Genomic DNA, 23,363 nt, shown 5'->3' with positions numbered 1-23,363 from the left:
CTGGCATTCACTCATACCCGAACGACCGCACCCGCGCTTCGTCGTCGGCCCAGCCCGAGCGCACCTTGACGAAGATCTCGAGGAAGACCTTGGCATCGAACAGCTGCTCCAGCTCCACGCGTGCCTCGGTGCCGATGCGCTTGAGCTTCTCGCCGCCTTCGCCGATCACCATGGCCTTGTGGCCTTCCCGCTCGACCACGATGGTCGCGGCAATGCGGACCATGCGCTTGAACTTGGGGCTGGGCTCTTCGTCGAACTTGTCGATCACGACGGTGGACGTGTAGGGCAGCTCGTCGCCGGTCAGGCGGAACAGCTTCTCGCGGACCATCTCGCCGGCCATGAAGCGCTCGCTCTTGTCCGTGAGTTCGTCGGCCTCGTAGAACCACGCCTGCTCGGGCAGGTACTTGGCGCAGACCTCCAGCACCCGCAGGATGTCCTTGGGCTGCTTGGCCGAAACCGGCATGAACTCGGCGAACGGATGGCGTTGCTGCATGTCGCGCAGCCAGGGCGCGAGTTCGCCGCGTCGATGCACCAGGTCCAGCTTGTTGGCCACCAGGATCGCCGGGATGTCGGGCTTGAGCAGCGACAGCACCTTGGCATCGCCAAGCGTGAAGTTGCCCGCCTCCACCACGAACAGCACCACGTCGACGTCGCCGATCACGCCGGTGACGGTGCGATTGAGCGAGCGGTTGAGTGCCGAACTGTGGCGCGTCTGGAAGCCCGGCGTGTCGACGAACACGCACTGGGTGTTGCCCTCGGTGCGCACGCCCGTGATGCGGTGGCGCGTGGTCTGCGCCTTGCGCGAGGTGATGCTGATCTTCTGCCCCACCAGCGCATTGAGCAGCGTCGACTTGCCCACGTTGGGCTTGCCGACGATGGCTACCAGGCCGCAACGCTGGCCGGCCGCATCGGCAGTCGCTGTCGTCTGCTCCGGCATTGCATCCGGGGACTGCTCGGGGGACTCGCCTTCCGTGTTCATTTCTGCTTCGCTTTCAATGCCATCAACATGGCGGCCGCGGCCGCCTGTTCGCCCGCGCGGCGCGAGGCGCCTATGCCCCGCTCCACCAGGCCCAACTCGCTCACCTCGCACTCGACGTCGAAGGTCTGCTTGTGCTGGGCACCGAGCGTGCCGACCACACGGTACACCGGCAGGCGCATCTTGCGGGCCTGCAGCACCTCCTGCAACTCGGTCTTGGGGTCCTTGGCGGCGGCCGACATCTGCGGATTGATCTCGAGCTCCGAGAACAGGCGCCGCACCAGGGCCTCCGCCGCGCCATAGCCGGCGTCGAGGTACACCGCGCCGATCACCGCTTCCAGGGCGTCGGCCAGGATCGAAGGCCGCTTGTGCCCGCCCGAGCGCGCCTCGCCCTCGCCAAGCCGGATCAGCCCGGGCAAGCCCAGGGCTACCGCCAGCGCGTGCAGCGTTTCCTGCTTGACCAGGTTGGCACGCACGCGCGAGAGCTCGCCTTCCGGCTGATCCTTCAGGCGCTGGTACAGCAGGCCGGCGACCCCGAGATTGAGCACGGAGTCGCCGAGGAACTCGAGCCGCTCGTTGTGCTCGGCCGAGAAGCTGCGGTGCGTGAGGGCGAGCGCAAGCAGGCGGGGATCCTGGAACCGGTGCTGCAGCCGCTCCTGCAGCGCCGCCTGCGCTTCGGACACCTTGCTAGCGGCCGCGGTGCGACTGTCCCTCGTACTTGAGGGTCAGCCACGCGGGACCGAACATGTGGAATTCCTTCTGGTAGGCGAACGAGACGACGGTCTGGTCGCCGTCCTTGGTGACCTCGAGGTCCTTGCCGCCGATCGAGCTGATGTTGTCGATCGCCGCGCTGCGCTCGAAGGCAGAGCGCACGCCGGCGACGGTGGCTTCGTCCTTGGCCCGGTTGATCGCCTTGAGTGCTGCCTGGTATTCGACGATCGACGGGAAGGCCTGCAAGACCATCGCCCCCACCGCGCCGAGAACCACCAGGATGAAAAGCAGCGTGAACATCGAAATGCCCCGCTGCCGATACTTGCCTGCCATCCAATCCCTCCGTCCAGACCTCATTATTGGAAGACGCCGATGCGCTTGAGGTTTCCGAAGTTCATCCAGATCAGGAAGGCCTTGCCCACGATGTTCCTGTCCGGCACGAAACCCCAGTAGCGCGAGTCGAGCGAATTGTCCCGGTTGTCGCCCATCATGAAGTACTGCCCTTGCGGTACCTTGCAGACGACCCCTTCGACACTGTACTGGCAATTTTCCTTGTTCGGAAAATCCTCCACCCCGGGCACGAAGGCCGGGCGCTCGTCGTCGTTCAGGAGGCGGTGCGTCTTGTCACCGAGCTTCTCCTCGAACTGCTTGAAGTAGCGCATGGCGTCGGGGTCGAAGAAGTCGGTCACGCGCTTCTCGTCGACCGGCTGGCCGTTGATGGTCAGGCGCTTGTTCAGGTAGGCGACCTCGTCACCTGGCAAGCCGACGACGCGCTTGATGTAGTCCAGGCTCGGCTTGGGCGGATAGCGGAACACCATCACGTCGCCGCGCTTGGGCCCCGTGCCCTGCGTGAGCTTCGTGTTCACCACGGGCAGGCGCAGGCCGTAGGTGAACTTGTTGACCAGGATCAGGTCGCCGACCAGCAGCGTCGGGATCATCGAGCCCGAAGGGATCTTGAACGGTTCGAACAGGAACGACCGCAGCACGAACACGGCCAGGATCACCGGGAACAGGCCGGCCGTCCAGTCGAGCCACCAGGGCTGGGCCAGCACCCGCTGCCTGGCTTCTTCGACGTGCGCGTCGGGCGGCACCACGATGCCCTGGTCGTTGAGGCTGGCGTTGCGGGCGCTCGCGCTCGCCTCGAGTTGCGCCGCCGCGCGGCGGCGCCGTGGCAGGTACCACATGCGCTCCGCGAGCCAGTACAGGCCCGTGACGACGGTCGCCAGGAACAGCAGCAGGGCGAAGTTGCCTTCGACCATCTCGAAGTACCACGCGCCGGCATAGCCGACAAAGGCCGCGAGGACTGCGGCCGTGAGGAAGGGCATCATTGTGTCAGGCCTCCCGCCGGGCCGCCCCAAGGGAGGCTTGTGCCCCCTCGGGGGGCGGCGGAGACACGATGTGCGAAGGCATGGAGTGCGGAGCTTGGGGGTTCATTAATCTTCGACTTGGAGGATGGCCAGGAACGCTTCCTGAGGCACTTCGACGGAGCCGATCTGCTTCATGCGCTTCTTGCCAGCTTTTTGTTTTTCGAGGAGCTTTTTCTTGCGGCTGATGTCGCCGCCGTAGCATTTTGCCAGCACGTTCTTGCGCAGCGCCTTGACGGTCTCGCGCGCGATCACGTTGGCGCCGATCGCCGCCTGGATCGCGACGTCGAACATCTGCCGGCTGATGATCTCGCGCATCTTCGCCACGACCGCGCGGCCGCGGTATTGCGACTGCGAGCGGTGGACGATGATGGACAGGGCGTCGACCTTCTCGCCGTTCAGCAGGATGTCGACCTTCACCACATCCGCGGCGCGGTACTCCTTGAACGTGTAGTCCATCGAGGCATAGCCGCGGCTGACCGACTTGAGCTTGTCGAAGAAGTCGAGCACGATCTCGCCCAGCGGCAGTTCGTAGGTCAGCATCACCTGCCGGCCGTGGTAAGCCATGTTCAACTGCACGCCGCGCTTCTGGTTGGCCAGCGTCATGACGGCGCCCACGTACTCCTGCGGCATGTACAGGTGCACGGTGACGATCGGCTCGCGGATCTCCTGGATGCGGCCGACGTCCGGCATCTTGGCGGGGTTCTCCACCATCAGCACTTCGCCGTCGCCCCGCAGCACCTGGTAGACCACGCTGGGCGCAGTGGTGATCAGGTCCTGGTCGAACTCGCGCTCCAGGCGCTCCTGCACGATGTCCATGTGCAGCAGGCCGAGAAAGCCGCAGCGGAAGCCGAAGCCCAGTGCCTGGCTGACCTCGGGTTCGTAGTGCAGCGAGGCGTCGTTCAGCTTCAGCTTCTCCAGGCTGTCGCGCAGCTGGTCGTACTGGTTCGCCTCCACCGGGTAGAGGCCGGCGAAGACCTGCGGCTGGATTTCCTTGAAGCCGGGCAAGGGCTCGGTGGCCGTGAAGGCGGCGCCGCCCGTGCCGGCCTTGATCAGCGTCACGGTGTCGCCGACCTTGGCCGCCTGCAGCTCCTTGATGCCGGCGATGATGTAGCCCACCTCGCCCGCTTCCAGCGAGTCGCGCGAAACGTTGCCGGGCGTGAACACGCCGAGCTGGTTGGCCTCGTAGTTCGTCTCGCTCGCCATCAGCTTGATGCGGTCGCCCTTGGTGACGCGCCCGTCGACCACGCGCACCAGCATCACCACGCCGACGTAGCTGTCGAACCAGCTGTCGATGATCATGGCGCGCAGCGGCGCGTCGACCTTGCCCTTGGGCGCGGGGATGCGCGCGACGATCGCCTCCAGGATCTCGTCGATGCCCATGCCGGTCTTGGCGGAGCAGGGGATCGCGTTGCTGGCGTCGATGCCGATCACGTCCTCGATCTCCTCCTTCGCGGTCTCGGGGTCGGCCTGCGGCAGGTCCATCTTGTTCAGGACCGGCACCACTTCGACCCCCAGGTCCAGCGCGGTGTAGCAGTTGGCCACCGTCTGCGCCTCGACGCCTTGGCTCGCATCGACCACCAGCAGCGCGCCTTCGCAGGCAGAGAGAGAACGCGAGACTTCGTAAGAGAAGTCGACGTGCCCCGGCGTGTCGATCAGATTCAGGTTGTAGACCTGGCCGTCGCGCGCCTTGTACGACAGCGACGCGGTCTGCGCCTTGATGGTTATCCCACGCTCCTTTTCGAGATCCATCGAGTCCAGCACCTGCTCTTCCATCTCGCGATCGGAGAGTCCGCCGCAACGCTGGATCAGGCGATCGGCGAGCGTCGACTTGCCGTGGTCGATGTGCGCGATGATCGAAAAGTTTCTGATGTGATTCATCAAGGGGAACGGATAAGTGATTGATTCAAAAGCGGCGCCCAAAGAAAAAAGGGCGCGCCCTGAAGGTGACGCGCCCTGAACCAACAATCTATGGCAACTGCGATAGTTGGAACTTCATTGTAGGCAAAACGGGCCGGGCGTACAGACGCCAGGTCTCTGGCACTCGGCCGTTGCAGGGGTGCAACTCGCATGTTGTACACAGGTTATCAACAAAGATGGGGGATAGGCGCGGGGACAACATGTGGGCCAACTGTGGATCGCCGGTGGGTGTCCCGTCGGCTTCCCGCATCGTGGTGGAGCAAGCGTCCGATATGCCCGCAAGAGCTGCTGGCCAGCCAGGATTCTAACCAATCCGGTTCTTAGGCCCGCCTTGAAGTTAGCGAGCGCCAACCAAAGTGGCACCTGGACCGTGTGACAAAAAAGTGCGAAGGGCCTGTCTTTTTTTGGCCATCGGATGAGGAAAAGCCCGACGCCCCCGCAAGGGTATCGGGCCCTTCCCTGCCCGGTGGCTCAGCCGCGCGCTGGCCGGATCACGAGGTAGCTGGCGAGGTCACCACGGCGCAGCAGCACCGGGATGGCCTTGTTCTTGTCCATGCGCGCGACCACCGTGTCGAACTCGCGGACGTTGTTGATCTCGGTGTTGCCGATGGCCACGATGATGTCGCCCTCGCGCACGCCGGCGCGTTGCGCGGCGCCGTCGGTCACCGCCTCCACGCGCACACCGCCCTTCACCTTCGCTTCCTTCTTCTGCGCGGCGGTGAGTTCGGCCACGACGATGCCGATGGATTGCGCCGCGGGCGAGCCCTTGGGCTTTTCCTCGGGTGCCGGCCGCGCACGCGTCGGGGCAGCGGATGCCGTCTCCTGCTCGAACTCGGCGACCGTGACCGACAGGTCGCGCGAGCCGCCGCGGCGGAACACGGTGAGGCCGGCGCTGGCGCCCGGCTTGGTGTTGCCCACCATGCGCGGCAGGTCGGAGGCGCGCTCGATGGCCGTGCCGTTGAACTTGGTGATGATGTCGCCCGCTTCGATGCCGGCCTTGTCCGCCGGCGAGCCGCTCTCGACGCTGCGCACCAGCGCGCCCTGCGGACGGCCCAGGCCGATGGACTCGGCGACCTCGCGCGTCACCTGGTCGATCTGCACGCCGATGCGACCGCGCTGCACACGTCCGCTCACGCGCAGTTGCTCGGCGACGCGGCTGGCCTCGTCGATCGGGATCGCGAACGAGATGCCCATGAAGCCGCCCGAGCGCGAATAGATCTGGCTGTTGATGCCGACCACCTCGCCGCGCATGTTGATCAGCGGCCCGCCGGAGTTGCCGGGGTTGATCGCCACGTCGGTCTGGATGAAGGGCAGGTAGTCGCCGGTGTCGCGCCCCTTGGCACTGACGATGCCGGCGGTGACGGTGTTGTCCAGGCCGAAGGGCGAGCCGATGGCCATCACCCATTCGCCGACCTTCAGCTTGCTGACGTCGCCCACGCGCACGGCAGGCAGCCCGGTCGCCTCGATCTTCACCACCGCCACGTCGGTGCGCTTGTCCGAGCCCACGATCCGGGCCTTGAACTCGCGCTTGTCGGTGAGCGTGACCAGCACTTCATCGGCACCTTCGACGACGTGCGCGTTGGTCATCACGAAGCCGTCGGGCGTGAGGATGAAGCCGGAGCCGACGCCGCGCGGCTGCTCGTCGTCGCCGCCACCACCGCCTCCGTTGCCGCCGCCACCCCCGTTGCCGCCGCCACCACCGCCGCGCGGCGGAGTGGGCCGTTGGCCGCGCGGTGCGTTGGGCATCGGCACGCCGAAGAAGCGGCGGAAGAAGTCCTGCATCTCCTCGTCCATCTGCTGGTCGCCGCCCCGCCCGGTGCGGCTCGCGTGTTCGAGCGTGCGGATGTTGACGACGGCGGGACCGACCTGGTCGACCAGGTCGGTGAAGTCCGGAAGCGACCGCGGTTGCGGCGCCGATTGCGCAAGCACCGGCGCTGCCGGCATCAGGACCACTGCGCCCGCGATGGCCATGGCCACCGCCAGGCTGCAGCTGCGCAGGTTGTTCTTCCAATCCATGCGAAACATACAGACCTCTCCAGAAGGGTCAGACAAGGGATGATCGATTGCATGGCCCACACGCCGCCACTGCGGCAGCAAGAGCCCTGCAATCCTGCTGAGAATACGTTCGAACCAAAAGGTTCAGCGTCAGCCAAACGCGCACGGATCGATTTCGGCCGCCGGGGCGACCGGCGGTGTGCTGGCAGCCTCGGCGCCGGGCGCTACTTGCGCCGTTCAAGGCTGAGCGAAAACGCGCGCAGCGTTTGCGGCGGCACTTCGCCCACCGCGGTGACCCACCAGTCCTGCACCTGGCGCGTGAGCGTGTGCGTGGCGCCGGTGGCAAAGACGCCCTCCTGCCGCGGATGCTGCGGGTCGTAGTTCTCGATGAAGAGCGACACGGAGGCGAGCCCGTCCGAGAAGATGCACTGCAGCACGCCCTCGACCGGACGCTTGTAGCAGTTCATGGCGCGAAAGCCGGGCACGGGCTGCTTCAAGCCCCAGCCTTCGTTGACGGCACTGGTCTTGGCGGCCTCGGCGCGCTCGACGTGCCAGCCCTCGGGCACGCTCATCATCTGCACCAGGCGCTCCATGCGCAGCGGTACGTCGAGTTGCAGTTCGGAAAAGGCCGCCTGCTCCAGCACGCGGCCGCTGTCGTCGAGCGTCTGCAGCTTCACGACCAGGCCGCTCTTCTTCTCGCTCCAGATGCGGTAGCCGAAACGCAGGCCGTCCCGCGGCAGCAGCTGCACGATGTCGGCGTCGAAGCCCGCCACCCGGTCGCTGCCCACGCGGCGTGCCGTATAGAAGTCGGGGATGACGCTCTCTTCGGCCTTCATCAGCTCGGGGAACAGGCCCTGTGCCTCGCGCCTTTCGGTGCGGACGGTGTGGCTTTCCGGCAGGAAGGTCACGACCTCGTCGTCGCGGCGGATGGTGGAGCGGCGCTCGCCCGAAAGCGTCTCGACGCGTTCGACCTGGCGCTGGCCGTCGCACGCATGCCAGATGCGCGCGCTGGCCATGGCGCCGTTGCTCGACGACACGACGAAAGTGCCCACGTAGCTGCGCTGGCTCGAGGCGTCGTGCATCCGCACCAGCCATTCGTTGATGCTGCGCTCGGATTGGCCGCCGCCCTGCCGCGGGTCGGGCATGCGGGCGGGCGAGGCGGCCAGCGCTTGCGCGCTCGCGAGGCCGAGGGCCGCCGCGGCCCAGAAGGCGACGATGCCACGCCGGCGGGCGAATGCAGGAAGAAGCGGCCGCGCCATGCCGGGGACCATCAGCGCGTCGGCCCCTCGAACGTGGCGTTGCGCAGGAATCCGGAGCTGTTGCCCAGCGCGGTGGCGCCACCGAGCTGGCGGTGCGCGGCCAGGAGCTGGTCGAGGCGCGAGTCGCGGATCATCGGCGCGGCATTGGCCGCGGCCAGCGTGGCCGGCGTACCGGTGGCCGCGGAGGCGAGCTGGGGCTGGCCAGCGCCGTTGCTGCTGCCCCAGACGTTCCAGCCGACCGCCACGACGGCGGCGAGCGAGGCGCAGCCCGCCGTGAGCTTCCAGCGCCAGTCGTTGGCCGCCGGCGCGCTCTGGCGCACTGCGACGGGCACCGCCACCGGCAACGGCGCGGCAACGGCCTGCTCCGCGTGCAGGCTCTTTTGCAGCTTGGCGAGGAACACTTCCGGCGGCGTGCCGGTGGTGCTCGCACGGCCGGTGCGCAGCACCTCGCTGACCACCTGATAGCTGCACCAGGCTGCGCGGCCCCCCGCGTCCCCAGCGGCCACCTGCACGCCGCGGGCGAATGCCTCGCCTTGCAGCTGCCCGTCGGCCAGTGCCGAAATCAGTTCCCGGTTGTCCATCTTGTCCATCACTTCCATGTTGCGCCTCACCAGCGCTTGCCCGACTGGTTCTCCAGCAGGGGCTTCACCTTCGCCGAAATCGCTTCGCGGGCCCGGAAGATGCGGGACCGCACGGTGCCTATCGGGCAGTTCATGACCTCCGCGATCTCCTCATAACTGAGGCCCTCGATTTCTCGGAGCGTCACGGCCTGGCGCAGTTCCTCGGGCAAGGCCTCCATGGCCGAGTTCACCGTGGCCGCGATTTCCTTCGCGGCCAGCACCGTTTCCGGCGTTTCCGCGGTGGTTAGTTCGTTCTCCACGCCAGAAGTTTCTTCGTCATCGTCGTTTCCTCGCAGGGAGCTCTCGGACACCACGGGATCGCGCTTGAGGTCGACCAGGGCTTTTTTGGCGGTGTTGACCGCGATCCGGTACAGCCATGTGTAGAACTGCGCCTCGCCGCGGAATTGCGACAGCGCGCGATAGGCCCGGATGAAGGTTTCCTGGGCGATGTCCTCGATCAGGTCGGTGTCGCGCACCATGCGGCCGATCAGGCGTTCGATGCGGCGCTGGTACTTGATGACCAGCAGCTCGTACGCTTTCTGGTCGCCGGCCACCGTGCGCTGCACCAGCATCAGGTCGGTTTCGCCGGAGGATGGTGGGGGGGGAGCTGCGGGAGGCGTCTTGTTCATTGTTCGGCCGCCGGAGGCTTCTTGCCGGCGGGCGGCGTCTCCTTCCCCCCCTGGAGGAAGCCCGGGATGCGGGCGCTGGCGCGCGAATATACCGCACGCCGCAGCGCCTCCCAGTCGGCCAACTTCGCTTCGCGTTCCACCCACAGCCAGCGCGCTGGTCCAGCCTCGGCGTGAAAGCGCACCAGCAGGCGGGACTGCAGGTCCAGCGCGATTTCGGTGTGGCCGGCGGCCACGTCCGCGCCCTCCTGCCACTGCCAGCCGGCGCCGTCCCAGCGCAGCACGCCGACCGGCGAGGCCTGCCAGCCGTGCCAGGCCAGCCCGCAGGCCAGGAGCACCGCTGCCAGCGCACAAGCGTGACGCCAGTCCATGGCAGGCGATTGCAGGCACCAGGCGCCGGCAACGGCCAGGCCGGCGAGCGCAGCCAGCGCGTAGAGGCGCCCGGCGAAGGCGCTGCGCCCCACCGGGTAACTCACCGATGGGGCTGCATGCATGGGGAAGACGGAAGACCCGAACCGACGAAGCCGATTCAGATGCGCTTGAAGATCAGCGAACCGTTGGTGCCGCCGAAGCCGAAGTTGTTCTTCAGCGCCACGTCGATCTTCAGGTCGCGCGCCGTGTTGGCGCAGTAGTCCAGGTCGCACTCGGGGTCCTGGTTGAAGATGTTGATGGTCGGCGGGCTCTTCTGGTGGTGGATCGCCAGCACGGTGAAGACCGACTCGATGCCGCCGGCGCCACCGAGCAGGTGGCCGGTCATCGACTTGGTGGAGTTCACCACGGTCTTCTTCGCGTGATCGCCGAACGCCAGCTTGATGGCATTGGTCTCGTTCACGTCGCCCAGCGGCGTGGAGGTGCCATGCGCGTTCAGGTAGTCGACCTGGTCGGCGTTGATGCCGGCGTTCTTCAGGGCCGCCACCATGGACCGCCTGGGGCCGTCCACGTTGGGTGCCGTCATGTGGTACGCGTCCGCGCTCATGCCGAAGCCCGCGAGCTCCGCGTAGATCCTGGCGCCACGCTTTTTCGCGTACTCGTATTCCTCGAGCACCAGCACGCCGCCGCCCTCGCCCAGCACGAAGCCGTCGCGGTCCTTGTCCCAGGGACGGGACGCCGTCTTGGGGTCATCGTTGCGCGTGGAAAGCGCCCGGGCCGCGGCAAAGCCGCCTATGCCCAGCATCGAGACGCAGGACTCGGCGCCGCCGGCGACCATCACGTCGGCATCGCCCGCCTCGATCATGCGGGCCGACACGCCGATGGCATGCAGACCGGTCGTGCAGGCCGTCACCACCGCGATGTTGGGGCCCTGGAAACCATAGCGGATCGACACGTGGCCGGAGATCATGTTGATGATCGACGCCGGCACGAAGAAAGGCGAGATGCGGCGCGGGCCGCGATTGACCATCTCGCTGTGGGTCTCCTCGATCATCGGCAGGCCGCCGATGCCCGAGCCGATGTTCACGCCGATGCGCGTGGCGAGTTCCGCATCGAGCTTCTCACCGGTTGGCAGGCCGGAATCGGCCACCGCCTCGTGGGCCGCGGCGAACCCGAGGTGGATGAAGCGATCCATGTGCCGGGCTTCTTTTTCCGGCATGTAGTCCGCCACGTTGAAACCCTTCACCTCGCCCGCGAAGCGCACGGCGAGTTTCTCGGGGTCGAAGGACGCGACATGGTCGATCCCGCTGTTGCCCGCCAGCAGGTTGGCCCAGGACTCGGCGACCGTCTTCCCCACCGGGCTGACGCACCCCAGTCCCGTCACGACGACGCGGCGACGCATGCTGGTTTAAGCCTTCTGATGCGCGCTGGCGTAGTCGATGGCGTTCTGCACCGTGGTGATCTTCTCGGCGTCTTCGTCGGGAATCTCGATGCCGAACTCGTCCTCGAGGGCCATGACCAGTTCCACCGTGTCCAGAGAGTCCGCTCCGAGGTCGGCCACGAAAGCCTTTTCGTTGGTGACCTGGGACTCTTCGACGCCGAGTTGCTCGGCGATGATTTTCTTGACACGTGCTTCGATATCGCTCATGGGTTCCCTCTAAGGGTTGTGATTGAATCCGCGATTTTAAGCCGGGCGGAGATTCCGGCTGGGGTGGACTGGCCTGCTGCGGCCCGAGGCGGGCCTCAGGCCATGAACATTCCGCCGTTGACGTGGATCTCCTGGCCGCTCACGTAGCCCGCCTGGGGCGACACGAGCCAGGCGACCGCATGCGCGATGTCGGCGGGTTTGCCAAGGTGGCCCAGCGGTATCTGGCCCAGCAGCGCTTTCTGCTGGTCCTCCGGCAGGGCCGCCGTCATGTCGGTTTCGATGAAGCCCGGCGCCACGCAATTGACGGTGATGCCGCGGCTGCCCAGCTCGCGCGCCAGTGCGCGCGTCATGCCGGCGACACCGGCCTTGGCAGCGGCATAGTTCGCCTGGCCGGGATTGCCGGACGCACCCACCACGCTGGTGATGCTCACGATGCGGCCGTAGCGCTGCTTCATCATCGTGCGCATCACGGCACGGCTCATGCGGAACACCGCCTTGAGGTTGGTGTCGAGGACGGCATCCCAGTCCTCGTCCTTCATGCGCAGGGCAAGCGCGTCGCGCGTGATGCCGGCGTTGTTGATCAGGGCGTGCACGGCGCCGTGCTGCTTGCCGATCGCATCGATCAGGGCTTCGGCGGAGCTGGCGTCGTTGACGTCCAGCTTCGCGCCGCGGCAGTCCGCGTGTTGCGCCAGCGCCTGGGTGATCTTCTCGGCGCCGTCTTCGGTGGTGGCCGTGCCGATCACCTTCATGCCGCGCGCCGCCAGTTCCTGGGCGATGGCCGCGCCGATGCCGCGCGAGGCGCCGGTGACCAGGGCCACCTGGCCCTGCATGGTGATCGTGCTCATATCAGCAGCCCCTTCGCGTCGGCCAGTGTGGCCGGGTCGAGGATCGCTGCGGACGCAAGCGTCGGGTCGATGCGCTTGACCAGTCCGGCCAGCACCTTGCCCGGCCCGCACTCGATGATCGTGTCGACGCCGCGTGCCTGGATCGCACGCATGCACTCGACCCAGCGCACCGGCCCGAAGGCCTGCGCGTAGAGAGCGCCGCGGATGCGTTCGGGATCGGTCTCGACCGCCACCTCGATGTTGTTCACCACCGGAATCCGGGGCGACGCGAGCGGCGTGTTCGCCAGCCGCTCGCGCAGCTTTTCAGCCGCCGGCTTCATCAGGCTCGAATGGAAGGGGGCGGATACCGGCAGCAGCAGCGCGCGCTTGGCACCCATGCCCTTGAGCACTTCGCAGGCCTTGTCCACGGCCGCCTTGCTGCCGGCGATCACGGTCTGCGCCGGATCGTTGAAGTTGGCCGCTTCCACGGCTTCACCGCTGTTGGTGCCCAGCATGCGCAGCGCCTCGGCGCAGCCCTCGATGACCTTGCGCGCATCGAGTCCCAGGATGGCGGCCATCGCGCCGGTGCCGACCGGCACGGCTTCCTGCATCGCCTGCGCGCGAAAGCGCACCAGCGGCGCCGCAGCGGCCAGCGTCAAGGCACCGGCTGCCACCAGCGCGGTGTATTCGCCCAGCGAATGGCCTGCCACGACGGCCGGCTCGGCGCCGCCCTCGGCGCGCCAGGCGCGGTAGGCGGCAATGCCGGCCACCAGCATCACGGGCTGGGTGTTGGTGGTCAGGGCCAGCGCTTCCTTCGGGCCTTCGTGGATCAGGCGGGCGACGTCTTCGCCCAGCGCCGCCGAAGCTTCCTTCAGCGTCTCGGCCACGGCCGGATGATCGCCCCAGGCATCGAGCATGCCGACGGACTGCGATCCCTGTCCCGGAAAGACGAAAGCGAACGGTTTCATGCAGGTCTCTTCTTCGTTGTGGGCGCCGCGGCAGGCGGCGTCAGAAGTCCAGCAGGACTGCGCCCCAGGTGAAACCGCCGCCCACGCCTTCGAGCATGACAGTGTCGCCCTGCCTGACCTTGCCGCTGCGCACTGCGACATCGAGCGCCAGCGGAATCGAGGCCGCCGAAGTGTTGCCGTGCTGGTCGACCGTGACCACCAGCTTGTCCGCGGGCAGCTTCAGCTTGCGCGCGGTGCCCTGCATGATGCGGATGTTGGCCTGGTGCGGGATCAGCCAGTCGATGTCGGCCTCGGTCCTCTCGGCCTTCTTCAGCACGGCGCGGGCCGCCTGGTCCAGCACGCCCACGGCCAGCTTGAAGACGGCCTGGCCGTCCATGCGCAGCAGCGGATTGCCATGCACCTTGCCGCCGGACACGCCGCCCGGCACGCACAGGATCTCGACGTGCTTGCCGTCGGCATGCAGGTCGCTGGCCAGCAGGCCGGGCGTGTCGGACGCCTCCAGCACGACGGCACCGGCACCGTCCCCGAACAGCACGCAGGTGGTGCGGTCGGTCCAGTCGAGGATGCGCGAGAACACTTCGGAGCCGATCACCAGCGCCCGGCTGGCGGTGCCCGTGCGGATCATGGCGTCGGCAACGGTCAGCGCATAGACGAAGCCGCTGCACACGGCCTGCACGTCGAACGCGGGGCAGCCGGCGATGCCGAGCTTGTTCTGCAGGATGGTCGCCGTCGAGGGAAAGACCATGTCCGGCGTCGAGGTCGCGACGATGATCAGGTCGATGTCGGAGGGCTGCCGGCCCGCGGCTTCCAGCGCTCGGCGCGCAGCGTGCACGCCGAGCTCGCTGCTGCCGACGTCCGGCTCGGCGAAGTGCCGCGCGCGGATGCCGGTGCGCTCGACGATCCACTCGTCCGAGGTTTCGATGCCGTTGGCGGCGAGTTGCGTCGCCAGCTCCGCGTTGGTCACGCGCTTGGGCGGCAGGAAGCTGCCCGTGCCCGTGATCCGGGAATATCTGCTCATTGCTCGTTCGTGGCCGGTTCTACCGCATTGCCCTCGGGGCCGACCAGCAGGGGCCGGGCATGGGCAATGCGCATCTGGACCCGGTCCAGCAAATTGTTTCGGGCCGCATCATACGCGCGGTTGAGTGCCTGCTCGAAGGCGAGCTCGTCGGCGGAGCCGTGGCTCTTGAACACCAGTCCGCGCAGACCCAGCAGCGCGGCGCCGTTGTAGCGGCGGTAGTCCACGCGCTTCTTCAACGCCGACAACACGGGATACGCCGCCAGTGCCGCCAGCCGTGTCAGCGACGAACGCGCGAACTCCTCTTTCAGGAAGCCGCCGATCAGCGAGGCCACGCCTTCGCTGGTCTTGAGCGCCACGTTGCCGACGAAGCCGTCGCACACCACGATGTCCGTCGTGCCCTTGAAGATGTCGTTGCCTTCCACGTTGCCGTAGAAATTGAGGTCACCGGCGGCGCTGGCGGCGCGCAGCAGTTCGCCCGCCTTCTTGATCACCTCGTTGCCCTTGATCATTTCCTCGCCGATGTTCAGCAGGCCGACCGAGGGACTCTCGTGCCCGGTCAGCGCGGACACCAGCGCCGAGCCCATCACCGCGAACTGCAGCAGGTGCTGCTCGTTGCAGTCGACATTGGCGCCGAGATCCAGCACCGTGGTGGCGCCGCCCTTGGCATTGGGCAGGCGCGACGCGATCGCGGGGCGGTCTATCCCTTCCAGCGTCTTGAGCAGGTAGCGCGCGAGCGCCATCAGCGCACCGGTGTTGCCGGCCGAGACCGCCACCTGCGCCTGTCCGTCCTTGACCTGCCGGATCGCCACGCGCATGGACGAATCCTTCTTCTTGCGCAGGGCGATCTCCACGCCGTCGTCCATCGCGACCACCTCGGTGGCCGCGACCATGCGCGCGCGCGGATGCTGGAACGAGGCCAGCGCGTCGGGCGCGCCGACCAGCAGCAGTTGCGCCTCGGGGTGCGCCGCGAGGAACTGCCGGCACGCGGCCAGGGTGACGCGGGGGCCGTGGTCACCCCCCATGCAATCGACAGCCAGGGTGGTCGTCATGGCCTGAACTGTAGAGGCAATCGGCACTCGCTTCGGGTGGGCTCGGGAAAAAGAAAAAGCCCGGCCTGCGGTTCGCAGCCGGGCCTGGGGACGCGACGCAGGGTCAGGCGTCGTTCTTCGTCTTGAGCACCTTGCGGCCGCGGTAGAAACCCGTCGGGCTGATGTGGTGGCGCAGGTGCGTCTCGCCGGTGGTTGGCTCCACGGCAATGCCCGGCACCGTCAGGGCGTTGTGCGAGCGGTGCATGCCGCGCTTGGAAGGCGACTTCTTGTTTTGCTGGACGGCCATGAGGGGCTCCTGGAATCTGGGCTTTGCCCGCGGCACTGGCGCGGCAAAGCAGGTTGATGGGTTGGACGTTGCGCGGCGAAGATGCCTCTGCCGCGACGATCACGGCGGCCTCTCTGGCGCGAAGCCCACGATTATAGCCCAAGTGGCTGCTCCCACTACTTTCCCGTCTTGAGCCGGCCGAGCACCGCGAAGGGATGCTCTTTTTCCACGCTGCTCGCGTCGAAGTCGGGATCAGCCACCGACATTTTCACCGGCTCGGGGCAGACCTCGTGCCGCGGCGCCACCGGCAGTTCCATCAGCAGTTCGTCCTCGACCAGTTCGAGCAGGTCGAAACTGCGCGACAGCACCAGCAGGTCTTCCTCCGCGTCGTCGTCCTGCGCCGCGGCGGTAGCCTCGTCCTCCACGAAGCGGAACGAGCGGTCGACCGCCACCGCAACATCCACGGGCAGCAGGCAGCGCTGGCACACCAGGGCCAGTTGGGTGTCGGCCTGCAGGTGCAGCCAGACCTGCGGCTGCACGTGGCTTGGGTTGGCGATCTCGCCGCGGGCGTGCCAGTGCACGGCTTGCGCCTTTGCCGGGTCCGTGGTTTCGGCAAGCAGGCGGGCGAAACCGGCAACGTCGGCACTGCTTTCGATTTCGGCGCCTTCCTCGGCGAAGCGGCGGATGTCGAGGTGATGCGGGTCGAAGTCCTTGGCCATGAATCCAGTGTAAGAGAATCGACGGATGCCGCTGTTTCCCCCTGACTCTGCCGCGCGCCGCCTGGTGCTCGGATCCACCTCGGTGTACCGCCGCGAATTGCTCTCGCGCCTGCGGCTGCCCTTCTCGGTCGAGCCGCCGCACGTGGACGAAACACCGCGTCCTGGCGAAGCGCCCGCAGCGCTGGCGCGCCGGCTGGCAGCGGCCAAGGCGCAGGCCGTGGCGCAGCAGCATCCGGACGCCATCGTGATCGGGTCGGACCAGGTCGCCGACCTCGATGGCGAACCGCTGGGCAAACCGGGCAACCACGACAACGCGGTGGCGCAATTGCGCCGCATGCGCGGCCGCACGGTGATCTTCCAGACCGCGCTCAGCGTGCTGTGCAACGAAACCGGTTTCGCCCAGCACGATGTCGCTCCGGTGCGGGTGCGCTTTCGCGAACTCGAGGACGACGAGATCGAGGCGTATCTGCGCGCCGAGCAACCCTACGACTGCGCGGGCAGCGCCAGGAGCGAAGGCGCGGGCATTGCCCTGCTGGAAGCGATCGAAAGCGACGACCCCACCGCACTGATCGGGCTGCCGCTGATCCGCACCTGCCGCATGCTGCGCGCTGCCGGCCTGCGCGTGTTCTGATGGCGCACGGCCGCCTCTACCTGGTACCGACGCCGCTCGACTTCGGCTGCGACATCGTCGTCCCTCTGGCCGACGTGCTGCCGGCCGGCACGATCGCCGTGGCCGCGGGCCTGACCCACTGGATCTGCGAGAACGCGAAGTCGGCGCGCGCCTTCCTCAAGCGCGTGGGCGAGCTCCAGCCGCTCGCCCTGCCCCTGCAGCAGCAGGCGATGCAGGAGCTGCCGCGCGCCGTGCACAAGAAAGGCGACCACGGGCCGACGAGCTTCGACGCGCGGCCGCTGCTGCAGCCGGCGCTTGAAGGCCAGGATGTCGGATTGCTCAGCGAGGCGGGCATGCCCGCGGTCGCCGACCCGGGATCTTCGGTGGTGCGGGCCGCGCACGATCTCGGGATCGAAGTCGTGCCCCTGGTCGGACCGGTGTCCCTCTTGCTGGCGCTGGCGGCGAGCGGCCTGAACGGCCAGAACTTCGCCTTCGTCGGCTACCTGCCGCAGGACCCCGCGGCGCGCACGCAGCGCCTGCGCGAGCTGGAGGCGCTGGCGCTGCGCAGCGGCCAGACGCAGATGTTCATCGAGACGCCGTATCGCAATGCGGCCGTGTGGGACGCGCTGTTGCAGGGCTTGAAGCCGGCGACGCGGGTGGCGGTGGCCTCGGGCTTGACCTTGCCGGCCGCGCGCTCACGCAGTTCGACTGTGGCAGCGTGGAAGAAGGAAGGCGTGCCGATCAGCAACGACACACCGGCCGTATTCGCCATCGGCGGGTAGGCTGGGCTTCGCGCAGCGAACCCCAGCGAGAGGAGTAGCGCGAAACGCTGGGGTGCCTTCGGCAGCCCAGCCTACCAAGCCCAAACCATTACCGCAGCGGCTGCGAAATCTGCAAGGCCTTCACCGCCCCCTCGCCGATCGCCGCACCGAACCGCTTGGCCAGTTTCTCCGCCACGTTCTCGTGGCGCGTGTAGTCGACCAGCTCTTCGGCCTTGACCACCTCGCGCGCCACGTAGTCGAGGTTGCCCAGCTGGTCGGCCAGGCCCAGCTCGATGGCTTGCTGGCCGCTCCAGAACAGGCCACTGAACAGCTCCGGCGTTTCCTTCAGGCGCTTGCCGCGGCCGGCCTTCACCACCGAGATGAACTGCTGGTGGATCTGGTTCAGCATTTCCTGGGCGTGCTCGCGGTGCCTTTCGGTCTGCGGGCTGAAAGGATCGAGGAAGCCCTTGTTCTCGCCGGCCGTGAGCAGCCGGCGCTCGATGCCCAGCTTGTCCATCAGCCCCACGAAGCCGAAGCCCTCCATCAGCACGCCGATGCTGCCGACGATGCTGGCCTTGTCGACGTAGATGCGGTCGGCCGACACGGCGATGTAATAGGCGGCGGAAGCACAGGACTCCTCCACCACCGCATACAGCGGCTTCTTGTAGATGGCCTTCAGGCGCTTCAGTTCGTCGTTGATGATGCCGGCCTGCACCGGGCTGCCACCCGGCGAGTTGATCAGGAGCACCACGGCCTGCGAGCCGGTGTCCTCGAAGGCCGCCTTGGCCGCTGCGATGATGGCCTCCGCGCTGGCCTCCGTCTTGGGCCCGATCTCGCCCTCGATCTGGATCACCGCGGTGTGGGGCGTGGTCTTGTCGCTGCCGCTCGAGCCGCGCCAGGTCAGCGCCCAGATCAGGAAGATGAAGAAGGCGAGCCACGCCAGGCGCACGAAGGCGCGCCAGCGGCGCGCGGACTTCTGTTCTTCCAGCGTCGCGAACAGCAGCCGTTCCATGGTGGCCCGCTCCCATTCGGGCCCGTCGGCGGCCCGCGCGGCCGCAGTGGTGGACGCGGGGGGCGGCGTTGCCGCGGGGGGTTCGGCCGACGCGGGCGGCAGGTTGTCGTTCATCAGAAGGGCACGGGTTGGAGGTTGTAGGCAGTATGCCAGTGCACCACGCCCTCGCTTTCGGTGAGTGCGATGCGCACCAGCGCGCCGCGGCAGGGGCCGCCGGCGCAGTCACCGGTGTCGGGCCGGTAGACGGCGCCGTGGGTGCTGCAAAGCAGCCAGCGGCCGGTGTCGTCGAAGAACTGGTTGGGTTGCCAGTCCAGCTCCATCGCCACGTGCGTGCAGCGATTCAGGTAGGCGTGCACCTGTCCCTGGTAGCGGATGGCAAAGGCGCGGCAGGTGTGACCGGCATAGACCACGTCGAAGGGCACGGCCACGCCGCCGTCGACGAGGTCGCGGCCGTTGCACAGGGGAATGCGCTCGCGTTCGTCGTCCGGCACGCTCACTGGACTACCCTCCGCACTACGCGCTGCGGGACTATTCGCCTTGGGGCGGCCCGGCGGCTCATGCGTTCTCCAGCAGCCAGGCGTGCAGCTCGCGCACCGAATGCACGATGGCGCGCGGCTGCAGCGCCGCGAAGTTTTCCGGCGTGTGGGCGCCGTAGCTCACCGCGACGCTGGGACAGCCGGCGTTCAGTGCCATCTGCAGGTCGTGCGTGGTGTCGCCGATCATGAGCGTGCGTTGCGGCTCGGTGCCGAATTCCTCCATCAGCTCGTGCAGCATCAGCGGATCGGGCTTGCCGGCGGTTTCGTCCGCCGTGCGCGAGGCATCGAAGACGCCGGCGAGTTCCACGGCCCGCAGCGTCTCGTCGAGGCCGCGGCGCGACTTGCCGGTCGCGACGGCCAGCAGATGCTGCCGCTCGCGCAGCGCATGCAGCATGGTCAGCACGCCCTCGAACAGGCTCAGGTCGTCCTGGTGCGCCAGGTAGTGGCGTCGGTACTGCGCGCCGAGTTCGGCATAGCGCTCGGCCGGGACGTCGGGCGCCGCATGGGCCAGCGCTTCCATCAGCCCCATGCCGATCACATAGGAGGCCGCGCGCTCGGTGGGCATCGTGCCGCCGACGTCGACCACCGCCTGCTGGATGCAGCGGACGATGATCTGCGTGGAGTCGAACAGCGTGCCGTCCCAGTCAAAGGCGATCAGGTCGAATTGGCGGGGACGGGCTGCGGGCATGGTGGGTGAATTGCTGCAGTTCTGCCGGCAGGGGAGCCTGCAGTGCGATGCGTTCGCCGGTGGCGGGGTGGTCGAACTGTAACCGCCACGCGTGCAGGAACATGCGCTTGAGCCCCTGTTTCGCGAGCTCCTTGTTCCATTCGAAATCGCCGTACTTGTCGTCGCCCAGGATGGCGTGGCCCGCCGAGGCGAGGTGCACGCGGATCTGGTGGGTGCGGCCGGTCTTGATGGTGACTTCGAGGAGGGTGGCGGTGCGCCGGCCCTCACCCCTGCCCTCTCCCGCAAGCGGGAGAGGGAGCAAGACAGGGTCGGCAATCTTCACCAGCGTGATGGACCGCATCCCGTCCGGATCGTCCTTCGCCACGACCTTCACGCGCCGCTCGCCGTCGGCCTGCAGGTATTTATGCAGGGGCTGGTCGATCACCTTCTTGTTGGCGGGCCAGGTGCCGCCCACCAGGGCCAGGTAGGTCTTGCCGGTTTCGCGTTCGCGAAACTGGTCCTGCAGGTTCGTCAGGGCCGAGCGCTTCTTGGCGACCAGCAGGATGCCGGAGGTCTCGCGGTCCAGGCGATGCACCAGTTCCAGGAACTTCGCCTCGGGCCGCGCCTGCCGCAACTGCTCGATGACGCCGAAGCTCACGCCACTGCCGCCATGCACGGCCACGCCCGCCGGCTTGTCGAGCGCCAGCAGGTGCTCGTCCTCGAACAGGATAGGGAACTCGCGCGCCGGCGCCGGCATCTGCGCCTTGGCCGCCACTGCCTCGGAGACGCGCACCGGCGGCAGTCGCACGACATCGCCGATGGCCACGCGCACATCGGCCGAAGCGCGCCCCTTGTTCACGCGCACTTCGCCGGAACGGATGATCCGGTAGACGTGGGTCTTGGGCACGCCCTTGAGCACCCGGATGAGGTAATTATCGAGACGCTGTCCCGCCGATTCCTCCCCCACTGTCAGAAATTGGACCGAGCCACTTGCAGGGGGCAGGTCGCCCCCTATAATCCGTTTCACCAGAGTTGCGCCGTAAGTGGTTGATTTGGCTGGCAGTTTAGTCCACGCCCCACCGCCCGGCCTGCTGGAGGTCGATGCCACCGGCACCGATGCGCGCAGATTCCGGGCCACAGCCCGTCATGGCGCGCAGGGTGCCGGCAGGGTGCGGCCGTTTCGAAACATAACGGAATAACAAGTTCGCCAGCCTCTCAGCGAGGCTGGCGAACGGATCAAAGCGAGACAACGGTGCTGATGGTTCTCCTCCTGGCATTCTGGCGCTGGCTGCTGCCCGCGCCCGCCATGCAGGCACCACGGCCTTCCGCCGACGACCCATGCCCCGCAACTTTTGCGGAGCAGCGGCTGCGTCCCCTCGCCCCCATCCCTGTGCCCTTGCGCCGGTTGCTGAGCTAGCCAGCTCGGCAGGCCCGTTCGCACTCCGGCAATTCCTCCGTTTCGAAGCGTCCGTCCAGGCATCGGCAATGTTCGCGGCCCCGTCAGGGGACGCGTTGAACGTTCAGGGACAAGGACTTCTCATGAAGCGGATGCTGATCAATGCCACGCAGGCGGAAGAACGCCGGCTGGCCATCGTCGACGGGCAGAAACTGCTCGACTACGAAATCGAGATCGAAGGGCGCGAACAGCGCAAGGGCAACATCTACAAGGCGGTGGTCACCCGCGTCGAGCCGTCGCTCGAAGCGTGTTTCGTCGATTACGGCGAGGACCGGCACGGCTTCCTGCCGTTCAAGGAAATCTCCAGGCAGTACTTCGCGGCCGGCGTCCCGGTCTCGCAGGCGCGCATCAACGAGGCCATCAAGGAAGGCCAGGAACTGCTGGTGCAGGTCGAGAAGGAAGAGCGCGGCAACAAGGGCGCCGCCCTCACCACCTTCATTTCGCTGGCCGGCCGCTACGTCGTGCTGATGCCCAACAACCCGCGCGGCGGTGGCGTCAGCCGGCGCATCGAGGGCGACGACCGCGCCGAACTCAAGGAGGCGATGGACCAGCTGGAATATCCCAACGGGATGTCCATCATCGCCCGCACCGCCGGCATCGGCCGCAGCGCGCCCGAACTGCAGTGGGACCTGAACTACCTGCTCAAGCTGTGGACCGCCGTCGAAGGCGCGGCCAAGGGTGGCAAGGGCGCCTACCTGATCTACCAGGAATCCAGCCTGGTGATCCGCGCCATCCGCGACTACTTCAACCAGGATGTCGGCGACATCCTGATCGACACCGACGACATCTACGAGCAGGCCCACCAGTTCATGGCCCACGTGATGCCGGAACATGCGGCGCGCGTGAAACGCTACCGGGACGACGCGCCGCTGTTCGCGCGCTTCCAGATCGAGCACCAGATCGAGTCGGCCTACGCCCGTGAGGTGAAGCTGCCTTCGGGCGGCGTGGTCGTGATCGACCACACCGAAGCGCTGGTGTCCATCGACGTCAACTCGGCCCGTGCCATCAAGGGCGGCGACATCGAGGAGACCGCCACCCGCACCAATCTGGAAGCCGCCGACGAAGTGGCACGCCAGATGCGCCTGCGCGACCTCGGTGGCCTGATCGTCATCGACTTCATCGACATGGAAGAGTCGAAGAACCGGCGCGACGTGGAAAACCGCCTGCGCGACGCGCTGCGGCAAGACCGCGCCCGCGTGCAGTTCGGCTCCATCTCCAAGTTCGGCCTGATGGAAATGAGCCGCCAGCGGCTGCGCCCGGCGCTGTCCGAAGGCGCGTCCATCCCCTGCCCGCGCTGCGGCGGCCACGGCCACATCCGCGACACCGAAAGCTCCGCGCTGCAGATCCTGCGAATCATCCAGGAAGAGTCGATGAAGGACAGCACGGCCTCCGTGCTGTGCCAGGTGCCGGTCGAAGTCGCATCGTTCCTGCTGAACGAAAAGCGCGCCGAGATCGCCAAGATCGAACTCAAGCAGCGCATCAACGTTCTGATGGTCCCGAACAAGACGCTGGAAACGCCGAACTACCGGCTCGAGCGCCTCAAGCACGATGACCCGCGCCTGGACAACGTGCAGGCCAGCTACCACATGGCCGAGGAAATCGAAGACCCGACCACGGTGACGCGCCGTTCGCAGGAGCGCGCCAACAAGCAGGAACCCATCATCAAGGGTGTGCTGCCCGACGCGCCTGCGCCGATCGCCGTGCCGCGTCCGGAACCGGTCAAGGCAGTCGAGCCGATTGCCAAGGCGCCGGTGCAAGCGCCGGTTGCGGCAGCCCCGATCCCGGTCGCAGCACCTGCGGAAACCGGCTTCATGGGCTGGCTCAAGGGCCTGTTCGGCGCCCAGCCCGCGATGCCGGCGCCCGTGGCAATGCCGGTGGCGGAGCCGAAGAAGGAAGAGAAGCGCGAAGGCCGCGGCGGCCGTGACGGCGAACCGCGCCGTGATGGCGAACCGCGCCGCGACGGCCGCCGGGGCGAAGGCCGCAGCGACGG

General features: G+C 67.3%; 25 protein-coding genes. 3 read left to right on the top strand and 22 right to left on the bottom strand.

What is annotated here, in order from left to right:
* Positions 1 to 7: 7 nt before the first annotated feature.
* The 18 genes from era to JWP60_RS00465 form a co-directional block, all read right to left on the bottom strand.
* Positions 8 to 937: a GTPase Era gene (gene era / locus JWP60_RS00550; RefSeq protein ID WP_299785346.1), complete on the bottom strand. Its 930-nt coding sequence runs from the start codon at positions 935 to 937 to the stop codon at positions 8 to 10.
* A 38-nt stretch (positions 938 to 975) separates the two neighbouring features.
* Entirely contained in the window at positions 976 to 1,659 is a 684-nt protein-coding gene (gene rnc, locus JWP60_RS00545) for a ribonuclease III (RefSeq protein WP_299785326.1), read from the bottom strand.
* 4 nt (positions 1,660 to 1,663) lie between these two features.
* Entirely contained in the window at positions 1,664 to 2,020 is a 357-nt protein-coding gene (locus JWP60_RS00540; protein ID WP_299785324.1) for a DUF4845 domain-containing protein, read from the bottom strand.
* A 23-nt stretch (positions 2,021 to 2,043) separates the two neighbouring features.
* Entirely contained in the window at positions 2,044 to 3,012 is a 969-nt protein-coding gene (gene lepB, locus JWP60_RS00535; RefSeq protein ID WP_299785344.1) for a signal peptidase I, read from the bottom strand.
* A gap of 108 nt (positions 3,013 to 3,120) precedes the next feature.
* On the bottom strand, positions 3,121 to 4,932 hold the full coding sequence (lepA, locus tag JWP60_RS00530) for a translation elongation factor 4 (protein ID WP_299785322.1): 1,812 nt from the start codon (positions 4,930 to 4,932) through the stop codon (positions 3,121 to 3,123).
* Positions 4,933 to 5,442: 510 nt separating this feature from the next.
* Complete coding sequence (locus JWP60_RS00525; protein ID WP_299785320.1) at positions 5,443 to 6,996, bottom strand: DegQ family serine endoprotease; 1,554 nt, start codon at positions 6,994 to 6,996, stop codon at positions 5,443 to 5,445.
* Between the two features lie 194 nt (positions 6,997 to 7,190).
* Complete coding sequence (locus JWP60_RS00520) at positions 7,191 to 8,225, bottom strand: MucB/RseB C-terminal domain-containing protein (protein WP_299785318.1); 1,035 nt, start codon at positions 8,223 to 8,225, stop codon at positions 7,191 to 7,193.
* Positions 8,226 to 8,236: 11 nt separating this feature from the next.
* Entirely contained in the window at positions 8,237 to 8,824 is a 588-nt protein-coding gene (locus JWP60_RS00515; RefSeq protein WP_299785316.1) for an RseA family anti-sigma factor, read from the bottom strand.
* Positions 8,825 to 8,832: 8 nt separating this feature from the next.
* Positions 8,833 to 9,474 (bottom strand): RNA polymerase sigma factor RpoE, encoded by a 642-nt coding sequence (rpoE, locus tag JWP60_RS00510; protein ID WP_299785314.1) that lies wholly within the window; start codon positions 9,472 to 9,474, stop codon positions 8,833 to 8,835.
* Positions 9,471 to 9,965, bottom strand: a complete 495-nt coding sequence (locus JWP60_RS00505) for a hypothetical protein (protein WP_299785312.1) — start codon at positions 9,963 to 9,965, stop codon at positions 9,471 to 9,473. Before JWP60_RS00505 ends, rpoE begins: the two co-directional genes overlap by 4 nt.
* A gap of 35 nt (positions 9,966 to 10,000) precedes the next feature.
* Positions 10,001 to 11,242 carry a beta-ketoacyl-ACP synthase II gene (fabF, locus tag JWP60_RS00500; RefSeq protein ID WP_299785310.1) on the bottom strand — a complete coding sequence of 414 codons (1,242 nt, stop codon included), beginning with the start codon at positions 11,240 to 11,242 and terminating at the stop codon, positions 10,001 to 10,003.
* A gap of 6 nt (positions 11,243 to 11,248) precedes the next feature.
* Positions 11,249 to 11,488 carry an acyl carrier protein gene (acpP, locus tag JWP60_RS00495; protein WP_299785308.1) on the bottom strand — a complete coding sequence of 80 codons (240 nt, stop codon included), beginning with the start codon at positions 11,486 to 11,488 and terminating at the stop codon, positions 11,249 to 11,251.
* A 95-nt stretch (positions 11,489 to 11,583) separates the two neighbouring features.
* Entirely contained in the window at positions 11,584 to 12,333 is a 750-nt protein-coding gene (gene fabG / locus JWP60_RS00490) for a 3-oxoacyl-ACP reductase FabG (protein WP_299785306.1), read from the bottom strand.
* Positions 12,330 to 13,280 (bottom strand): ACP S-malonyltransferase, encoded by a 951-nt coding sequence (gene fabD / locus JWP60_RS00485; protein ID WP_299785304.1) that lies wholly within the window; start codon positions 13,278 to 13,280, stop codon positions 12,330 to 12,332. The genes fabG and fabD overlap by 4 nt, the downstream gene beginning before the upstream one ends.
* A gap of 40 nt (positions 13,281 to 13,320) precedes the next feature.
* The gene (locus JWP60_RS00480) at positions 13,321 to 14,298 is read right to left on the bottom strand and encodes a beta-ketoacyl-ACP synthase III (RefSeq protein ID WP_299785302.1); all 978 of its coding nucleotides are present in this window, start codon (positions 14,296 to 14,298) and stop codon (positions 13,321 to 13,323) included.
* A complete protein-coding gene (plsX, locus tag JWP60_RS00475) occupies positions 14,295 to 15,347 on the bottom strand; it encodes a phosphate acyltransferase PlsX (RefSeq protein ID WP_299785300.1) in 1,053 nt (350 codons plus the stop codon). Before plsX ends, JWP60_RS00480 begins: the two co-directional genes overlap by 4 nt.
* A gap of 103 nt (positions 15,348 to 15,450) precedes the next feature.
* On the bottom strand, positions 15,451 to 15,633 hold the full coding sequence (rpmF, locus tag JWP60_RS00470) for a 50S ribosomal protein L32 (RefSeq protein WP_027101192.1): 183 nt from the start codon (positions 15,631 to 15,633) through the stop codon (positions 15,451 to 15,453).
* Between the two features lie 155 nt (positions 15,634 to 15,788).
* Positions 15,789 to 16,331, bottom strand: a complete 543-nt coding sequence (locus JWP60_RS00465) for a YceD family protein (RefSeq protein WP_299785298.1) — start codon at positions 16,329 to 16,331, stop codon at positions 15,789 to 15,791.
* A 25-nt stretch (positions 16,332 to 16,356) separates the two neighbouring features.
* Between JWP60_RS00465 and JWP60_RS00460 the strand changes: the two genes are divergently transcribed.
* Both JWP60_RS00460 and JWP60_RS00455 read left to right on the top strand, forming a co-directional pair.
* Positions 16,357 to 16,962 carry a Maf family nucleotide pyrophosphatase gene (locus tag JWP60_RS00460; protein ID WP_299785296.1) on the top strand — a complete coding sequence of 202 codons (606 nt, stop codon included), beginning with the start codon at positions 16,357 to 16,359 and terminating at the stop codon, positions 16,960 to 16,962.
* The gene (locus JWP60_RS00455; RefSeq protein WP_299785294.1) at positions 16,962 to 17,723 is read left to right on the top strand and encodes an SAM-dependent methyltransferase; all 762 of its coding nucleotides are present in this window, start codon (positions 16,962 to 16,964) and stop codon (positions 17,721 to 17,723) included. Before JWP60_RS00460 ends, JWP60_RS00455 begins: the two co-directional genes overlap by 1 nt.
* A gap of 88 nt (positions 17,724 to 17,811) precedes the next feature.
* Here the strand turns inward: JWP60_RS00455 and JWP60_RS00450 are convergent, their stop codons facing one another.
* The 4 genes from JWP60_RS00450 to JWP60_RS00435 are packed head-to-tail and all read right to left on the bottom strand — an operon-like array spanning position 17,812 to position 20,944.
* The gene (locus JWP60_RS00450; protein ID WP_299785292.1) at positions 17,812 to 18,828 is read right to left on the bottom strand and encodes a S49 family peptidase; all 1,017 of its coding nucleotides are present in this window, start codon (positions 18,826 to 18,828) and stop codon (positions 17,812 to 17,814) included.
* The gene (locus JWP60_RS00445) at positions 18,828 to 19,211 is read right to left on the bottom strand and encodes a Rieske 2Fe-2S domain-containing protein (RefSeq protein ID WP_299785290.1); all 384 of its coding nucleotides are present in this window, start codon (positions 19,209 to 19,211) and stop codon (positions 18,828 to 18,830) included. The genes JWP60_RS00450 and JWP60_RS00445 overlap by 1 nt, the downstream gene beginning before the upstream one ends.
* A 58-nt stretch (positions 19,212 to 19,269) precedes the next feature.
* Positions 19,270 to 19,938, bottom strand: a complete 669-nt coding sequence (locus JWP60_RS00440; RefSeq protein ID WP_299785288.1) for an HAD-IA family hydrolase — start codon at positions 19,936 to 19,938, stop codon at positions 19,270 to 19,272.
* Positions 19,895 to 20,944, bottom strand: a complete 1,050-nt coding sequence (locus JWP60_RS00435; RefSeq protein ID WP_299785286.1) for an RluA family pseudouridine synthase — start codon at positions 20,942 to 20,944, stop codon at positions 19,895 to 19,897. Before JWP60_RS00435 ends, JWP60_RS00440 begins: the two co-directional genes overlap by 44 nt.
* Positions 20,945 to 21,456: 512 nt before the next feature.
* Here JWP60_RS00435 and JWP60_RS00430 point away from each other — a divergent pair.
* Positions 21,457 to 23,363, top strand: a 1,907-nt coding sequence (locus JWP60_RS00430; protein WP_299785284.1) for an Rne/Rng family ribonuclease, incomplete at its 3' end; no start/stop codon positions are given.

The organism is Ramlibacter sp. (genome assembly GCF_028291745.1).
Lineage (GTDB): Bacteria > Pseudomonadota > Gammaproteobacteria > Burkholderiales > Burkholderiaceae_C > Ramlibacter.
The sequence above is the reverse complement of the archived record's forward strand: the minus strand, read 5'-3'. Positions and strand labels throughout refer to the sequence as shown.

Bases quoted from the DNA above. Each gene is read 5' to 3' on its own strand.
- JWP60_RS00505 (WP_299785312.1), bottom strand. From the start codon at position 9,965: ATGCATGCAGCCCCATCGGTGAGTTACCCGGTGGGGCGCAGCGCCTTC.
- rpoE (WP_299785314.1), bottom strand. From the start codon at position 9,474: ATGAACAAGACGCCTCCCGCAGCTCCCCCCCCACCATCCTCCGGCGAA.
- JWP60_RS00460 (WP_299785296.1), top strand. From the start codon at position 16,357: ATGCCGCTGTTTCCCCCTGACTCTGCCGCGCGCCGCCTGGTGCTCGGA.
- era (WP_299785346.1), bottom strand. From the start codon at position 937: ATGCCGGAGCAGACGACAGCGACTGCCGATGCGGCCGGCCAGCGTTGC.
- rpmF (WP_027101192.1), bottom strand. From the start codon at position 15,633: ATGGCCGTCCAGCAAAACAAGAAGTCGCCTTCCAAGCGCGGCATGCAC.
- JWP60_RS00455 (WP_299785294.1), top strand. From the start codon at position 16,962: ATGGCGCACGGCCGCCTCTACCTGGTACCGACGCCGCTCGACTTCGGC.
- JWP60_RS00450 (WP_299785292.1), bottom strand. From the start codon at position 18,828: ATGAACGACAACCTGCCGCCCGCGTCGGCCGAACCCCCCGCGGCAACG.
- JWP60_RS00525 (WP_299785320.1), bottom strand. From the start codon at position 6,996: ATGTTTCGCATGGATTGGAAGAACAACCTGCGCAGCTGCAGCCTGGCG.
- JWP60_RS00465 (WP_299785298.1), bottom strand. From the start codon at position 16,331: ATGGCCAAGGACTTCGACCCGCATCACCTCGACATCCGCCGCTTCGCC.
- fabG (WP_299785306.1), bottom strand. From the start codon at position 12,333: ATGAGCACGATCACCATGCAGGGCCAGGTGGCCCTGGTCACCGGCGCC.
- fabF (WP_299785310.1), bottom strand. From the start codon at position 11,242: ATGCGTCGCCGCGTCGTCGTGACGGGACTGGGGTGCGTCAGCCCGGTG.
- plsX (WP_299785300.1), bottom strand. From the start codon at position 15,347: ATGACGACCACCCTGGCTGTCGATTGCATGGGGGGTGACCACGGCCCC.
- JWP60_RS00480 (WP_299785302.1), bottom strand. From the start codon at position 14,298: ATGAGCAGATATTCCCGGATCACGGGCACGGGCAGCTTCCTGCCGCCC.
- fabD (WP_299785304.1), bottom strand. From the start codon at position 13,280: ATGAAACCGTTCGCTTTCGTCTTTCCGGGACAGGGATCGCAGTCCGTC.
- JWP60_RS00520 (WP_299785318.1), bottom strand. From the start codon at position 8,225: ATGGCGCGGCCGCTTCTTCCTGCATTCGCCCGCCGGCGTGGCATCGTC.
- lepB (WP_299785344.1), bottom strand. From the start codon at position 3,012: ATGCCCTTCCTCACGGCCGCAGTCCTCGCGGCCTTTGTCGGCTATGCC.
- JWP60_RS00540 (WP_299785324.1), bottom strand. From the start codon at position 2,020: ATGGCAGGCAAGTATCGGCAGCGGGGCATTTCGATGTTCACGCTGCTT.
- acpP (WP_299785308.1), bottom strand. From the start codon at position 11,488: ATGAGCGATATCGAAGCACGTGTCAAGAAAATCATCGCCGAGCAACTC.
- lepA (WP_299785322.1), bottom strand. From the start codon at position 4,932: ATGAATCACATCAGAAACTTTTCGATCATCGCGCACATCGACCACGGC.
- JWP60_RS00440 (WP_299785288.1), bottom strand. From the start codon at position 19,938: ATGCCCGCAGCCCGTCCCCGCCAATTCGACCTGATCGCCTTTGACTGG.
- JWP60_RS00515 (WP_299785316.1), bottom strand. From the start codon at position 8,824: ATGGAAGTGATGGACAAGATGGACAACCGGGAACTGATTTCGGCACTG.